This window comes from Streptomyces luteoverticillatus, assembly GCF_003970715.1.
GTDB classification, from domain to species: domain Bacteria; phylum Actinomycetota; class Actinomycetes; order Streptomycetales; family Streptomycetaceae; genus Streptomyces; species Streptomyces abikoensis.
On record NZ_CP034587.1, the window covers coordinates 4,859,528 to 4,875,170 of the forward strand.

The window sequence follows — 15,643 nt, forward strand, 5'->3', positions numbered from 1 at the left end:
TAGGACAAAAGTCCAGTGTCAGTCCGGTACTGGCGGAGCGACGGACGCGGAGGTTGCCGTGATGCAGGACCAGCTGGACGAGCGCGGCTACGAGCTGGAGCGGGAGCGCCGCGGGCTGCTGCGCGTCGGGCTGGCCGAGGTGTACAACCCGTCGATGGTGCCCACGCTGAACCCCGGCGATCAGTTGATCGTGCGGTACGGGGCCCCGGTGCGGCCCGGGGACGTGGTGGTGCTGCGCCACCCGTTCCGCCAGGATCTGCTGATCGTCAAACGCGCGGTGGAGCGGCGCGACGGCGGCTGGTGGGTGATGGGCGACAACCCGCTGGTGGAGAACGACAGCCGGGAGTTCGGCACGGTGCCGGAGGAGTTCGTGGTGGCCCGGGCGTGGCTGCGGCTGCGGCCGCCGCCCGGGGCCGGTCAGCGGTCGGCGGGGGCGCTGCTGTCCTGGGTGACCGAGGCCGTGCGGCCGCTGCGCTCGGCCGGGACGGCGGGGCGGGCGTTCTCCAGGCGCTTGCGGGCGCGGTAGGCGGCGACGTTCGCCCGGGTGGCGCAGCGGTCGGAGCAGTAGCGCCGGGAGCGGTTGGTGGAGGTGTCGAGGTAGGCGTTGCGGCAGGGCGCGGCCTGGCAGATGCCGAGGCGGTCGACGCCGTACTCGGTGAGGTGGACGGCCAGACCCATGCTCGCGGTGGCGGTGTAGACGGCGCCCGCGTTGGCCGCGTGGTCGGCGATGTGCATGTGCCACTTGGGGCGGCCGTCCTCGTCCCGGTACTCGTGGCCCGAGATCTGGGGGCTGACGGGGAACTCCATCAGCAGCGCGTTGAGCAGGTCCACCGCCCGTACCTCGTCGCCCTCCGACGCGGCCTCGAAGACGGCGCGCAGCCGGGCCCGGGCCGCGCGCATCCGGGTCAGGTCGCCGTCGACGAGCCGGCGGGCCGCCTGCGACGCGGTGCCGAAGAGCTCGCGGGCCGTGTCGAGGGTGGTGAGGGTGTCGGTGCCGCGCGTGGGCTGCTCGGTGTTGACCAGCCGCACGGCGAAGTCCGAGTAAGAGGCCAGTTCCACTTGTAGTCCTTACGCAGCCGGGCCGAGGTCGCTGTCGTCGACCAGTAATGGCCGATTCTGCTTCGAGGGTATTACAAGGACGTCGTGGTGCTCGTGCCGAGGGGCGGCACGGCCGTCAGGCCGTACCGCCCCTCGCCGCACCTCCTGGCGGCTACAGCACCTTCGACAGGAACGACTTCGTCCGGTCGTGCTGAGGATTGGTCAGCACGTCCCTCGGGTGGCCCGACTCCACCACGACGCCCTGGTCCATGAAGACGACCGAGTCGCCGACCTCCCGGGCGAAGCCCATCTCGTGGGTGACCACGATCATCGTCATGCCGTCCTCGGCCAGGCCCCGCATGACGTCCAGGACGTCACCGACCAGCTCCGGGTCCAGCGCCGACGTCGGCTCGTCGAAGAGCATCAGCTTCGGCTCCATCGCCAGCGCCCGGGCGATGGCCACGCGCTGCTGCTGGCCGCCGGAGAGCTGGGCGGGGTAGTTGCCGGCCTTGTCGGCGAGGCCGACACGGTCGAGGAGCTTCAGGGCGCGCTCCCGGGCCACGGCCTTCGTCTCGCCCTTGACCTGGATCGGCGCCTCCATGATGTTGGCCAGCGCCGTCATGTGCGGGAAGAGGTTGAAACGCTGGAACACCATGCCGATGTCCCGGCGGTTCTGGGCGACCTCGCTGTCCTTGAGCTCGTAGAGCTTGTCGCCCTTCTGGCGGTAGCCGACGAGCTGGCCGTCGACGTAGAGCCGGCCGGCGTTGATCTTCTCCAGGTGGTTGATGCACCGCAGGAAGGTCGACTTGCCCGAACCCGAGGGGCCGATGAGGCAGAACACCTCGCGCGGGGCGACCTCGAGGTCGATGCCCTTGAGGACCTGCACGGCGCCGTAGGACTTGTGGACGCCCTGCGCCTTCACCATCGCGTTCATGCGCTGACGCCTCCCTTGGAACGGTTGCCGAAGGCCGTCAGGTTGGCCCTGACCTTCTGCCACGGGGTGAGCGGCAGGCTGCGCAGCGCGCCACGGGCGAAACGCCGCTCGAGATAGAACTGGCCGACGCTGAAGACGCTGGTCAGGATGAGGTACCAGGTGGCGGCGAGGAACAGCATCTCCACTGTCGCACCGGTCGTCTGCCCGATGTCGGAGGTGGAGCGCAGCAGCTCCAGGTACTGGGCCGCCGCCGCGGCCAGCGACGAGGTCTTGAGCATGTTGATGAACTCGTTGCCCGTCGGCGGCACGATCACGCGCATCGCCTGCGGCAGCACGATCCGGCGCAGCGTCCTGCCCTGGCTCATGCCGAGCGCGTGGGCGGCCTCGGTCTGGCCCTCGTCGACCGACTGGATGCCGGCGCGGACGATCTCGGACATGTAGGCGGCCTCGTTGAGCCCCAGGCCGAGCAGCGCGGCCATGAAGGGGGTCATGAAGTCGCTCATCTCGTCCCGGTAGATCGGGCCGAGGTTGATGTAGGGGAAGATCAGCGCCAGGTTGAACCACAGCAGCAGCTGGACGTAGACCGGGGTGCCCCGGAAGAACCAGATGTAGAGCCAGGAGACCGATGAGGTCACCGGGTTCTTCGACAGCCGCATCACGGCCAGGACGATGCCGAGGACCAGGCCCAGCAGCATCGCGAGCAGCGAGATCAGGACGGTCTTGCCGAGGCCCGAGACGACGGAGGAGTCGAAGATGTAGTCCGGGATCGCGCTGTAGTGGACGTTCGCCGAGGCGAAGGCGTTGACGATCAGGCCGAGGACGGCCAGCACGACGACGGCGGAGATCCACCGGCCGTAGTGGCGGACCGGGATGGCCTTGATGACCTCGGGCTCGCCCGGGCTCGCGGACGCGGTGGCCTTGCCGGCGGGCGGGTCCGCCGGGGGCGGGTCGTCGGCGGGCGGATCGGCTGCGGGCGGGTCGGCCGGGGCCTTCTGCTCCGGCTCGCTCGTCTTGTCAGCCGTCTTGTCAGCCGTCTTGTCGGCCGAAGCCTTCTTCTCCGGCTGCTCGGCCTCGGAGGGTTCCGCTGCCTTGTCGGGCTCGGACGCCTTGTCGGGCTTGTCGGGGGAAGCGGTCACGGGGGATGCCTTTCAGCGTTTGCCGTACGAGGAGGGGGGACAGCCAGGACAAACGAAGGTCAGGAACCGCCGTTGATCTTCGCTTCCTTGATGGCGCCCGCATCGACGCCCCAGGTCTTGATGACCTTCTCGTACTCGCCGTTCTTGATGATCGCGTCGAGCGCTTCCTTGAGGGCGTCGCGCAGCTGGGCGTTGTCCTTCGAGACGGCGATGCCGTACGGCGCGGCCTGCACCTGGTCGCCGACGATCTCGAAGTCGTTGCCGCCGCCCGAGGTCTTCACCGCGTAGGCCGCGACCGGGAAGTCACTGGAGACGGCGTCGACGCCGCCGGCCTTGAGGCGGGTCTGGGCCTCCAGGTCGTTGTCGAAGGCCTCCATGGAGATCTTGTCCTTGCCGTCCTTCTCGCACTTCTCCGACTGGGACTTGGACAGGTCCTCGGAGACGGTGCCGCGCTGGACCGCGATCTTCTTGCCGCAGAGGTCGTCCCAGCCGTTGATCCCCTTGGTCTCGCCCTTCTTGGTGTAGAGCGAGACACCGGCGTTGAAGTAGTCGACGAAATCGACACCTTCGCCCACCTTCTTGTGGGTCTTGGAGTCGTTGCCCTCCTGCCGGTCCTTGGTGTCCGTCATCGCCGACATCGCGATGTCGTAACGCTTGGATCGCAGTCCGGTCAGCAGGGCGTCGAAGGTGCCGTTGTTGAAGTCGACCCGGACTCCGAGCTGCTTGCCCAGGGCCGCGGCGATGTCGGGATCGATGCCGACCGTCTTGCCGTCCTTCTTGAACTCGACGGGCGGGTAGGCGATATCGGAGCCCACCTTGATCACCTTGGCGCTCTGGATGCTCTTCGGGAGCTTGGCGAAGAGCGGGGCCGAGGCGCCCTGGGCGGACGACTGGCCGCCCTCGTTGCCCGTCTTGTTCCTCTGGTCGCCGCAACCGGTCAGCAGCAGGGTGCCGGCGACCGCGATCGCGCCGACGGCGGCCAAACGGTTCCAGGCGGCAGCCGGGCGAGGGGTGGTGCTTGCGGTCATTGCTCGTTCCTCCTGCGGTTGAGGGGGTATACGACAGGTAATTCGGCAATCACGCGAAACCACGGAAGAAGTCGCAGCACACTTCCTCGTGCGACGCGACCTCGTGCGGTCTGCGCATCTTGCCATCCGGACTGCCCCATTCGGGGGCCAGCCATGTCAAAATCGGATAACGGGTGATCCCCATTCGTTACCGGGCGGTTCACACCCCTTGGGCTGCTGTGTCTGTTCTGATCGGCTTCCTGGCGCGAGACGCAGCTCACGCCCGCCGTGTCTCACTTCGTGGACACCTTGGCGCGTCCGGGACCAGTTGACACGTTTCCGCCGTGATCGCGTGTCGGGTTCGCGCCACCGGGGCCCGGAACTCACTCGTCGGCCGTACTGGTCTTCCGGTAGAAAGACCAGTTACACCCCTCACCCGGGGCTCAGGGCGCGCATGTGCGGCGCGCCCGCTTTGTCCGTACCGCCCCGTCGCACGGAAGTCATCCGCCGTCCGGGGTCCGGACATGGTTCGGACATGTGCCCGACCCGCCTCCCACACCCAGAGGCGGTTACCCTCGATCTGCACTTACGACAAAGGGGTCAAGAAAAGTGGCAGCGGAGATCGTGAATCCTCGCAGCGACAGCGGCACGGACGAAGGGGCTCGCGCAGAGTTCTTCGATCCGGCCTTCGCGCTGCACCGTGGCGGCAAGATGGCGGTTCAGGCGACCGTTCCCCTCCGGGGGAAGGACGACCTGTCCCTCGCCTACACGCCGGGGGTCGCCAAGGTGTGCAGCGCCATCGCCGAACAGCCGGAGCTGGTGTACGACTACACCTGGAAGTCGCAGGTCGTCGCGGTCGTGACGGACGGCAGCGCGGTGCTCGGCCTGGGGGACATCGGCCCCGAGGCGTCCCTGCCCGTGATGGAGGGCAAGGCCATCCTCTTCAAGCAGTTCGGCGGCGTGGACGCGGTCCCGATCGCCCTCGACTGCCGTGACGTCGACGAACTCATCGACACCGTCGCCCGCATGGCGCCCTCCTTCGGCGGCATCAACCTGGAGGACATCTCCGCGCCGCGCTGCTTCGAGATCGAGCGCCGGCTCCAGGAGCGCGTGGACATCCCCGTCTTCCACGACGACCAGCACGGCACCGCCGTCGTCACCCTGGCAGCGCTGCGCAACGCCGCGCGGCTGACGGGCCGTACGCTCGGCGAGCTGCGCGCGGTGATCTCGGGCGCGGGCGCGGCCGGTGTGGCCATCGCCCGGATCCTGGTGGAGGCGGGCATCGGCGACGTCGCCGTGTGCGACCGCAAGGGCATTGTCTCCGGCGACCGCACCGACCTGACGGACGTCAAGCGCGAGCTGGCGGGCTTCACCAACAAGGCCGGTCTGACGGGCCCGTTGGAGGTGGCGCTGGACGGTGCGGACGTCTTCATCGGCGTCTCCGGCGGCACGGTGCCGGAGCCGGCGGTCGCGAAGATGGCCGAGAACTGCCTGATCTTCGCGATGGCCAACCCCAACCCGGAGATCCACCCGGACGTCGCCCACAAGTACGCGGCCGTCGTCGCCACCGGGCGCAGCGACTTCCCCAACCAGATCAACAACGTCCTCGCCTTCCCCGGCATCTTCGCGGGTGCCCTCCAGGTGCGGGCGTCGCGGATCACGGAGGGCATGAAGATCGCGGCGGCCGAGGCGCTGGCCGCCGTGGTGGCGGACGAGCTGAGCGCGGACAAGGTGATCCCCTCGCCGTTCGACGAGCGGGTCGCCCCGGCGGTCACCGCCGCCGTGGCCGCGGCGGCGCGGGCGGACGGCGTCGCGCGACGCTGACGCCCCGAGCTTGAGGGGAGGGCCGGTCCGGACCATGGGGTCCGGGCCGGCCCTTCGCCGTTCATGCCGGGCGGACCGGGCGCGTCACCGGACCCGGCGGACGAAGGCGTCGTACACCTTGTTGGTGTCGCCGGGCACGAGGTTGTCCGCCGCGCTGCCGAAGACGAGCGTCCGACCGGCCAGGTCGACGCTCGGGCCGCCGGACCAGCCGTTGGCCTGGGAGCCGTCGGCGGCGACGCTGACCCGTTCGACGGCGCCGGTCACCAGGTCCTTGGCGAAGACGTCCTCGACGCCGTTGGTGTCCCCGGGCACGAGGTTGGCGGCCAGGGACATGAAGAACACGTGCCGGTTGTCGGCGCTCATCACCCCGCCCCGGTACGAGCTGTTGTCGGCCTGGGAGCCGTCGGCCGCGACGCTGACGCGCCGGACGACGCCGGTGACCAGGTCCGTGGCGAAGACGTCGGCTTTGCCGTTGGTGTCGTTCTCCACCAGGGCGTCGGAGTCGGACGAGAAGAGCGCGTACCGGCCGTCGGGGCTCAGCGCGAAATCGCCGTCGACCGCCACGCCCCCGCCGTCGCGGGTCGGCGCCCCGCGCTGGGTGCGGCCGGTGCGCAGGTCGTGGACGTACAGGCCCCGGGCGCGCGGCCGCTGGAGCGCCTTCTCCCCGCCGGGCGGCGTGACCAGGTCGGACATGCTCAGGAAGGCGACCTTGCCGCCGTCCGCGCTGATCTGCGGCGAGACGGAGAAGCCGTCGGCCTGGGCGCCGTCGCTCGTGACGCTCACCCGCTTCGTGGTGCCGCGCAGGCGGTCGCGGACGAACACGTCCGTCCGGCCGTTGGTGTCACCGGGCACCAGGTCGTCCCGGTCGGAGGAGAAGGCGACATAGCGGCCGTCGGCGCTGATGGACGGGGCCGAACTGTGCGCGGGCTTCGTGCCCTTGTTCTCGACGAGCACCTCGGTGCGGCCCGTGACCCGGTCGTGGACGAAGACGTCGTAGTAGTCGCCCGGATTGCGGTTCGGGGCCAGGTTCTTGGCCTCGGAGTCGAAGGCGACGTACCTGCCGTCACCGCTGATCGAGGTCGTCCACGACGACCTGTCGGCGGGGGTGCCGTCGGAGGCGACACTGGCGAGCTCGGTGCGGCCGGTGCGCAGGTCCTTCACGTAGACGCGGCGCATCGACTCGGTGGCGCCGGGCACGAGGTTCGTGGCGCCGGTCTCGAAGGTGACGAAACGGCCGTCGGCGCTGATCTTCTCGCCGATGCTCTCGGCGTTCGCCTGGGTGCCGTCGGAGGCGGTGTTCACCCGCTCGACGCGGGCGTGGGCCCCCGGCGCGGCGGCGCCCGCGATATCGGCGCCGGTCAGGGGCAGGACGGCGGTGCAGCCGACGAGTAACGCGGCGGTGGCGGTGGCGCGTCTGGAACGTCGCATGGTGTTCCCCTCGCGTGGTCGCGTCTCGCGTGATCGCGCGTATGCGCGTGGAGCGCGCGGAGGAAGCCAACAGTCCGGTCGGCCCCCGGTCAAGACACCCCGCACCCGATCACGACGCGGCGCGTGTCACAGCGCCATGTGGTTTCCTCCGCCGCGCCCCGCCACTAGGTTCGGCTCATGTTCGCCGCCTACGCCGCACGCATCGACCGCGACCAGCCCCTGAACGGCCTCGATCTGGGGGAGCGCCCCGAGCCCGTGGCGCGCCCCGGCTGGACGGTCGTCAACGTCAAGGCCGCCTCGCTCAACCACCACGACCTGTGGACGCTGCGCGGCGTGGGGATCGGCGAGGACGCGCTGCCGATGATCCTCGGCTGTGACGCGGCGGGCGTCGACGAGCACGGCAACGAGGTCGTCCTCCACTCCGTCATCGGCGAGACCGGCCATGGCGTGGGGCCCGACGAGCCGCGCTCGATCCTCACCGAGCGTTATCAGGGCACCTTCGCCGAGCGCGTCGCCGTGCCCTCCTGGAACGTGCTGCCCAAGCCGAAGGAGCTGTCCTTCGAGGAGGCCACCTGTCTGCCCACGGCCTGGCTGACCGCCTACCGGATGCTGTTCACCAAGGCGTGCGCGCGGCCCGGGCAGAGCGTGCTGGTGCAGGGCGCCGGCGGCGGGGTGGCCACGGCGGCGATCGTGCTGGGCGCGGCGGCCGGGCTGCGGGTCTTCGCGACCAGCCGCGACGCGGCCAAGCGCGAGCGCGCCGTGGAGCTGGGCGCCGAGGCGGCGTACGAGCCGGGGGCCCGGCTGCCGCACCGCGTGGACGTGGTCGTCGAGACGGTGGGCGCGGCCACCTGGTCGCACTCGGTCAAGTCGCTCAGGCCCGGCGGCACTCTGGTGATCTCCGGCGCGACCAGCGGCGACCGTCCCCCGGCGGCCGAGCTGACGCGGATCTTCTTCCACGAACTCCATGTCGCGGGCGTGACGATGGGCACCAAGGAGGAGCTGTCCGGCCTGCTCGCCTTCTGCGCGGCCACCGGCGTCCGGCCGGTGATCGACACGGTGCTGCCCCTGGACCGGGCGCGTGAAGGCTTCGAAAAGATGAACAGCGGCGATCTGTTCGGGAAGGTCGTGCTGACGGTATGAACGGCGGATGCCGAAGAGACGCTCGCGCACGGCGGCGTTCCTTGCCGCGATCACCTGTGTCCTGACCTTCCTCACGCCCCAAGCCGCCGGTGCCGACACCGGCCCCGGCATCCCCCGGCTGACCGACGAGCACGGCCGGGCGCTCACCCTGCGGGGCTGGAACCTCGCGGACAAGGAGCACCGGGGCGAACGCGCCCTGGAGGACATCACCGAGCGCTCGCTGCGCGACATGGCCGGGCAGGGGTTCAACTTCGCCCGGCTGGCGGTCTTCTGGGACGACCTGGAACCCCGGCGCGGTGAATACAGCGAAACGTATCTGCGGAAGATCGAACGTGTCCTGGACTGGGCGGCCGAGTACCGGGTCCGGATACTGATCGACGCCCACCAGGACGTCTACGGACCGGCCTTCGGCGGCCACCGGGGCATCCCCGCGTGGGCCACCCGCACCGACGGGCTGCCCTACCGGCAGCACCCCGACGACTGGTTCGCCGAGTACTTCGAACCGGCCGTCCAGGCCGCCTTCGAGCACCTCTACGAGGACGCCGACCTGCGCCTCGCCCAGGCGCGGATGTGGCGGGTCCTGGCCGGCCGCTTCGCCGGCCACCCGGCCGTCCTGGGCTACGACCTGATCAACGAACCCATGGGCCGACTGCGCCCGGGCGAGGACCTGTTCACGGCCGCCCGCCGCATCGAGGCCACCCAGGTCACCCCCATGTACCGGCGCCTCGCGCGGGCGATCCGCGACGTCGACCGGAAGCACCGGATCTTCATCGAGCCCACCCCGGCGGCGGGCGAGGGCAAGCCCACGGGGCTGGGCCGGGTGGCCGACCCGAAGATCGTCTACGCGCCGCACTTCTACAACGCCGCCATGGAGCTGGGCCGGGACTACGATCCCGCGTCCGGCTGGCTGGAGGCCTACGAGGCGGCCGTCGTCCACTATCCGCGCGAGCAGCGCGTGCCCGTGCTGGTGGGGGAGTGGGGTCCGCTCGACAGCTCGCTGCCGAACATGGGCCGGTTCTACGAGGACGCCATCGCCTCCATCGGGCGCTACGCGTCCGGGTGGGCGAGCTGGCAGTGGTGCTACGGGGGGACGTACTGCGCCATGGGCGAGCAAGGGCGCTTCCGTCCCAACAAGGAGCGCACAGCCCGGCCTTACGCTCCGGCTGTGGCCGGTACGCCCCGCGCCGAGGCGTACGATCCCGGCGCGCGCTCCTACCGGCTCACCTATCTGCCCTCGCCCGGGGGAACCAGCGAGCTCTCCCTGCCGCCCGACCCCCGAGGCTGGCGCGTCACCGTGACCGGACCGGCCCGGACCAGCGGCGGAACCGTGCGGCCGGGCCGGCGCGGCACGGTGTTCGTGCACGCGACGGGAAGGGCGGCGGGCCCGGTCACGGTCATGGCCACGGCGGGACACGCTGTGAAGTGACGAGGAGCGGTGGCGCGGTTCGGGAGCGCTGAGGATGATGCACTCCGGGGCGCTCGCCCTGCTGTTCACCGCGCGGTCGCGCGTCGTTGTGAATGAACGTGCCGGTCCGGTTCCGGGCCGCCGGGGGTGAAGCCATGTCCTCGTCGATTCCACTGCTGCCGTCCGTGGGCGACTTCATCGCGGCGTTCGAAAGGTTCGTCGTGGTGCCGCCGAAGCGGCGGGGACCCTCCGCCAGGTTCGTGCTCATGCCGCAGGGCGATCCGGACGTGGCGGCGCAGATCGCCACGGGGGAATGCGGACGGCTGCGGGTGGAAGGGCGCGCGCTCGTCCCGTACGCCCGGGTCCTGGAGTTACCCGGGACCCAGGGCCCGGACGTCTTCGAGCAGATCGAGCAGGGCCTGCTGGGCAACCTGCCCGAGGGGTTCGGCCGGCTGCGCCTGCCGCGCTACCGCCTCGTGCGGACCTTCGCCGAGGCCCGCTCCCGGGAGCGCGATCCGGACGTACGCGCCCGGGATCTGCGCGACAAGTGCTTCGAGGAGCGGCGCAAGAGCTCGGTCGTCCTCAAGGCCTTGCGTGCCATCAGCCTCGCCGACGTCCCGGGGATGCCGTCCTGGGCGTGGCAGCCCCTGCGGCCGCTGTTCGAGGTGCTGCCGCGCTGGCTGTACGGGCGGCGGCAGCAGCGCCGCATGATGAGGGAGGGCGGCTGGTTCCGGCAGTGGGCGGGACTTCCCGACGGGCGCGGCGACTTCTTCGGGCAGCACGAGAAGGTGACCGGCCGCAAGGCCGACGCGCTGCTGCACGCGCTGCTCGGCGATCTGGAGGACGCGGTGGGGCGCCGCCGCCTCTCGCCGTGGGTCCGGCGGCGCCGCACCCGCTTCGTCCTGGTCCTCCCCAAGGCGGGCGCGGCCGGTTCGCTCACCCAGAGCGTGGTCGAGGGCTTCCCGAAGGCCGTGGAGCGGACCCGGAGCACCGCCGTGGCCCTGCTGGCCGTGGGCTATCAGGACGGGCGGGAGGCGCCCCAGTCCTTCGCGACGGTCACCGGCACCATCGACTCCTGGACGCCCGGCCGGAGCAGGGGCCGGGGCCGGTCCGTCCACGTGGCCGTACCGCCCCACGACGGCGGGACCGACGCGGAGGCCGACAGCTTCTTCGACAGCTACCCGGAGATCGGCCTCGACGGCGGGGCGCCCTCCGCCGCCGCGCCGCGCTGGGAGGCTCTGGGCCTCGCCCTGGCCGGCGTCCTGGTGCTGTCGCTCCTCGCCTACGGCGGTGTTCTCTGGTTTCCCCGGGCGGCCGACACCCGCTGTCTCGGCGCCACCGTCCCCGAGGCGAAGTCGGCCCCTCCGGGCAAGGCCACCGGCCGCAGCCCCAAGGTGGTGTACCAGCAGGCCCTGGACGCGATCAAGAACCAGAACGACCTCGCCGACGTGGCCGCACGGGTGAACAACGCGATGGTCCGCACCGTGGTCTACCTGGGGGTGCCCGCGCTCGCCGACACCTGGAAGGAGGGCATCTACAGCGGTGCCATCCCCGAACTGCGCGGCATCGCCCTGGCCCAGGGGGAGCTCAACGGCGAGGCGGCCAGGGTGACCGACAAGGTGTGGCTGAAGGTCAGGGTCGAGGACGCGGGGATGCGCTTCTCCAAGGCGCCCGAGGTGGCCGAGCGGCTGGCGCGGGAGATCCGGGCCGAACCGTCCGGCGCCCAGCAGATCATGGGCGTGGTCGGGCTGGCACAGAGCCGCCCGGACACCCTCAAGGCCCGTGACACCCTCGCGGCCGCCAATGTGCCGATGGTCGGCACCGTGGCGACGGCCGAGGCGATGCAGCGCAGCGACCTCTACCGGCAGGTGGCCCCCGACAACCGGCGCGAGGCCCGGATCGCGGCGGCCTTCGCCGGCCAGGGCAACCTCGTGGAGACCGCGCCCGGCCGGTGCGTCCCGGCCCGCCGGGCGGTGGTCGTGGCCGACCCGGAGGACACCTACAGCGACAATCTGAGCACGCGGTTCGTAGCGGCGTTCCCCGACGCCCGCACGATCTGGTACTCGCCGAACCCCGGCAAACCGTCCGATCGGCGTGATCCCCCGAACGACCGCACGGAGTGGGCGCGTTCCCTGTCGGACATGGCCCGGACGGTGTGCGCGCGGATCAAGGAAGACCCGCGCACGGTGCTCTACTGGGCCGCGCGGCAGAACGAATTCGCCGCGTTCCTCGACGAGTTCGACGGGGGCACGTCGTGCAACGACGGGCTGACGGTGCTCGGCGGCGACGACCTGACCGGCGTCGTCCTCGACGACCAGCAGCCGGGCAAGCGCCACCCCAAGGTGCGGCTCTACTACGCCGCGCACGTGCTGCCGAACGGCTACCCCGCCAACGCCATGGGCGAGCGCTTCCGCCAGGAGTACCGCGATTCCTACGGAGACGACGACCGGTGGAGCGACGACGGCCGGGCCCCGCTCGCCTGGGACGCGCTGCAGGTGCTGTCGAAGGCCGTCAACTCCGCCTACCAGGACTCGCATTCCTCCCTCCTCACCCGGGGCATGGTCGAGTCGGACCTGGTGAAGGGCGTCGGAGGCCCGTCCGGCATCCAGGGCACCACGGGGGCGCTGGCCTTCGCCAACGGCGGGAAGGTGCCCGTGAACAAGCGGCTGCTGATCCTCCACGACACCCGCGACGGCCCCGAGGTGTCGCTGGAATGCGGGTACCGCGACAGCGGGACGGAGCAGAGGACCTGGGGGCCGGGCGGGGCGTTCGACTGCCCCCGGGACGAACAGGACCCGGACTGAGCCTGGCGCGGTGGCGGTCGCGCGGTGAGGGTCGCGCCGTGACGCTCGCGCCGGGGCGTGCGACGAAGTGCGCCGGAGTGGGTGGCGCACCCCGGGAGTGCTGAGGATGATGGGCTCACGGGGGCGTATCCCCGTGTTCCTTGCCGCGACCGCCTGTCGTGGAAGGGGCTTGCCGGCCCGGCGCTCCGGGCCGTTCGGGGGGTGAAGCGTGTCCACGCCTGTACCACCATTGCCGTCCGTGGGGGACTTCGTCACGGCCTTCGAGGAGTTCGTCCTGGTGCCACCGGGCCGGCGCGGGCCCTCCGCCAGGGTGCTCCTCGTGTCGCCGCCGGGCGGCGTCGAGGCGGAGCGGATAGCCGACGGCGAGTGCCAGCGGCTGCGCGTCCGGGGGCGCGCGCTCGTCCCGTTCGCCCGGGTCCAGGAGACGACGCGGCGCGCCGGCTCCACCTCGCGCACCCACGACGTCTTCGAGCAGATCGAGATCGCCCTGCACGAGAACCGGCCCCCCGGCTTCGGCCGGCTGCGGCTGCGGCGCTACGACCTCGTGCGCGCCTTGGCCGACGCCCGCACCCGGGAGACCCAACCGGCGGTGCGGGCGAGGGACTTCCGCGACCAGTGCTACGCGGAACGGTGCAAGACCTCGCTCTTCCTCAAGGCCCTCTACGCGATCAGCGGCGACGACCAGGCGCCCGCGAGCATCCCGGGCTGGCTGTGGCACTGGGCGCGCCGGCCGCTCTTCGGTGTGCTGCCGCGCTGGCTGTACGGGCGGCGGCAGCAGCGCCGGATGATGGGCAAGAACGGCTGGTTCCGCGGCTGGGCGGGGATCACCGCCGGGCGCGGCGACTTCTTCGCCCACCACGACGCCGTCGCCCGCGGCCGGACCGACGCGTTGCTGTGCGCGCTGCTCAGCGATCTGGAGGACGCCGTCCAGCGCAGGCGGGCGCTGTCACCGTGGGTCCGGCGGCGCCGGAGCCGGTTCGTCCTCGTCCTGCCCCGGGTGGGGGCGCCGGGCTCGGTCACCGAGAGCGTGATCCGGGGGTTCCCCGCGGCGGTCGAGCGGACGGGCAGCACGGCGGTGGCGCTGCTGGCCGTCGGCCGGGACGGCCGGGACACCGCCCAGACCCTCGCGGCGGCCACGACCACCATCGACTCCTGGACCCGCAGCCAGGGCCGGGGCCGGGGCCGGACCGTGACCGTGGGCGTGGGCCCCTACGACGGCCGCCCAGACGAGGAGGCCGAGAGCAGGCTGCGCGGCTACCCCGAGATCCAGCCCCGCAAGGTGTACTCCGACGGCGCGCCGCGCGTCGAGGCCGCCGTGATGACGGTGGCGGCGGTCGCGGCGCTGTCGCTCGTCGCGCAGTTCGCGGTGGCCCGGATCGGCGCGGAGACCAGCACCGAGTGCGTCGGCGCGAGCGTCGCCATGCCGGAGTCGGCCGCGCCGGGCAAGGTCCCCGAGATCTCCCCGAAGGAGCTGTACGAGCAGGCGCTGGCCTCCATCAGGACGCAGAACGCGGAGGCCGACGCGGCGGCGAAACGCCCCAACACGGCCGTCCGCACCGTCGTCTATCTCGGGGTGCCCGCCGTCGCCGAGACCTGGAAGGAGGGCATGTACAGCGGCTCCATCCCCGAACTGCGCGGCATCGCCCTCGCCCAGGAGGCGCTCAACCGCGAGGCGTCCCGGGACGGGGCCCGCAAGGTGTGGCTGCGGATACGGGTCGAGGACGCCGGCCAGCAGTTCGCGAAGGCCCCCGAGGCGGCCGAACGGATCGCCAAGGAGGCCGAGGAGGAGCGGAAGAGCGGCGGCAGCCAGCAGATCATGGGCGTGGTCGGGCTGGGCCAGAGCCGGACGGCCACCCTGAAGGCCCGGGACATCCTCGGCGCCGCCGGACTCCCCCTGATCGGCACGGTGACGACGGCGGAGGAGATGCAGCAGCACCACATGTACCGGCAGATCGCGCCGGACAACCGGCGCGAGGCGCGCGTCGCCGCCGAGTTCGCCCGCCGCGGCAACATCGTGGAGACCTCGCCCGGGGTGTGCGCCCCCGCCCGGGAGACGGTGGTCGTGGCCGACCCGACCGACCGCTACAGCGACAATCTGCGCCGCCGCTTCGTCCAGGAGTTCAAGAACACCCGCACGATCCTCTACTCGGCGGACTCGGAGACCCCCTTCGACCCGACGCAGGACGACCGGACCGAACGGGCCCGCACCCTGGCGGACATGGCGGCCTCCGTCTGCCGGCGGATCAAGGCCGAGCCCCGCACGGTGGTGTACTGGGCGGGCCGGGGCACGGAATTCTCCGCGTTCCTCGACGAGTTCGACAACGGCACCTCCTGCCGGGGACATGTGACGGCCCTCGGGGGCAACGACCTGACCAGCGCCGTCGTGGACGCCCAGCAGCCCAGCAGCCGCCACTCGGGCGTACGGCTCTACTACGCGGCGCACGCCGTGCCCAAGAGCTACTGGCCCAACGAGGTCGGCCGGGCCTTCCGTACGCAGTACCTCGACGCGTACGGCAAGGACGACCTGTGGAGCAACGACGGCCGTGCCCCCGTCGCCTGGGACGCGCTGCGGCTGCTCGCCACCGCCGTGAACACCGCCCGCCAGGCCTCCGGCACCGGCTCCTTCTCGCGCGACACGGTGCAGACCGTGCTGGCGTCGGGAGCCGGGGGCGGCGACGGGGTGCGCGGCGCCACCGGGACCCTGGTCTACGACCAGGGCCGTAAGGCGCCCCGGGACAAGCGGCTGCTGATCCTCCACGACACCCGCCAGGGCCCCGAGGTGGCCCTGGAGTGCGGGGTCCGCGACAGCGGCGACGAGAAGACGGCGTGGGGGCCGGGGGGTTCGTTCGAGTGCCCCCGGGACGCGGGGGACGCCTTGTAGCGGGGACGCCCCGCAAGGGGCGCGGGGAACTGCGCGCTCAGCCCAA

The 15,643-nt window shown here is 71.6% G+C and carries 11 protein-coding genes; 6 read left to right on the forward strand and 5 right to left on the reverse strand.

Going from position 1 to position 15,643, the window contains the following annotated elements; all coding sequences use genetic code 11:
- The first annotated feature begins 61 nt into the window (after window positions 1–61).
- Window positions 62–526 carry a nickel-type superoxide dismutase maturation protease gene (gene sodX / locus EKH77_RS21740; RefSeq protein WP_126916001.1) on the forward strand — a complete coding sequence of 155 codons (465 nt, stop codon included), beginning with the start codon at window positions 62–64 and terminating at the stop codon, window positions 524–526.
- Here the strand turns inward: sodX and EKH77_RS21745 are convergent.
- The 4 genes from EKH77_RS21745 to EKH77_RS21760 form a co-directional block, all read right to left on the reverse strand.
- Entirely contained in the window at window positions 418–1,059 is a 642-nt protein-coding gene (locus EKH77_RS21745) for a CGNR zinc finger domain-containing protein (protein ID WP_126916002.1), read from the reverse strand. The two genes, sodX and EKH77_RS21745, sit on opposite strands and share 109 nt — an antisense overlap.
- Before the next feature lie 151 nt (window positions 1,060–1,210).
- On the reverse strand, window positions 1,211–1,972 hold the full coding sequence (locus EKH77_RS21750) for an amino acid ABC transporter ATP-binding protein (protein WP_126916003.1): 762 nt from the start codon (window positions 1,970–1,972) through the stop codon (window positions 1,211–1,213).
- A complete protein-coding gene (locus EKH77_RS21755; RefSeq protein ID WP_397612386.1) occupies window positions 1,969–3,108 on the reverse strand; it encodes an amino acid ABC transporter permease in 1,140 nt (379 codons plus the stop codon). The genes EKH77_RS21750 and EKH77_RS21755 overlap by 4 nt, the downstream gene beginning before the upstream one ends.
- A 59-nt stretch (window positions 3,109–3,167) precedes the next feature.
- Entirely contained in the window at window positions 3,168–4,136 is a 969-nt protein-coding gene (locus EKH77_RS21760; RefSeq protein ID WP_126916004.1) for an ABC transporter substrate-binding protein, read from the reverse strand.
- Between the two features lie 588 nt (window positions 4,137–4,724).
- Here EKH77_RS21760 and EKH77_RS21765 point away from each other — a divergent pair.
- Window positions 4,725–5,939 carry an NAD(P)-dependent malic enzyme gene (locus EKH77_RS21765; RefSeq protein WP_126916005.1) on the forward strand — a complete coding sequence of 405 codons (1,215 nt, stop codon included), beginning with the start codon at window positions 4,725–4,727 and terminating at the stop codon, window positions 5,937–5,939.
- A gap of 84 nt (window positions 5,940–6,023) precedes the next feature.
- Here the strand turns inward: EKH77_RS21765 and EKH77_RS21770 are convergent, their stop codons facing one another.
- Window positions 6,024–7,367 carry a PD40 domain-containing protein gene (locus EKH77_RS21770; RefSeq protein ID WP_126916006.1) on the reverse strand — a complete coding sequence of 448 codons (1,344 nt, stop codon included), beginning with the start codon at window positions 7,365–7,367 and terminating at the stop codon, window positions 6,024–6,026.
- A 177-nt stretch (window positions 7,368–7,544) separates the two neighbouring features.
- Between EKH77_RS21770 and EKH77_RS21775 the strand changes: the two genes are divergently transcribed.
- The 4 genes from EKH77_RS21775 (at window position 7,545) to EKH77_RS21790 (ending at window position 15,597) form a co-directional block, all read left to right on the forward strand.
- Window positions 7,545–8,507 carry a zinc-binding dehydrogenase gene (locus EKH77_RS21775; protein WP_126916007.1) on the forward strand — a complete coding sequence of 321 codons (963 nt, stop codon included), beginning with the start codon at window positions 7,545–7,547 and terminating at the stop codon, window positions 8,505–8,507.
- 7 nt (window positions 8,508–8,514) lie between these two features.
- The gene (locus tag EKH77_RS21780; protein WP_126916008.1) at window positions 8,515–9,933 is read left to right on the forward strand and encodes a cellulase family glycosylhydrolase; all 1,419 of its coding nucleotides are present in this window, start codon (window positions 8,515–8,517) and stop codon (window positions 9,931–9,933) included.
- Window positions 9,934–10,067: 134 nt separating this feature from the next.
- Window positions 10,068–12,716 (forward strand): ABC transporter substrate-binding protein, encoded by a 2,649-nt coding sequence (locus EKH77_RS21785; protein WP_126916009.1) that lies wholly within the window; start codon window positions 10,068–10,070, stop codon window positions 12,714–12,716.
- A gap of 238 nt (window positions 12,717–12,954) precedes the next feature.
- Entirely contained in the window at window positions 12,955–15,597 is a 2,643-nt protein-coding gene (locus EKH77_RS21790; protein ID WP_240667472.1) for an ABC transporter substrate-binding protein, read from the forward strand.
- Window positions 15,598–15,643 lie beyond the last annotated feature (46 nt).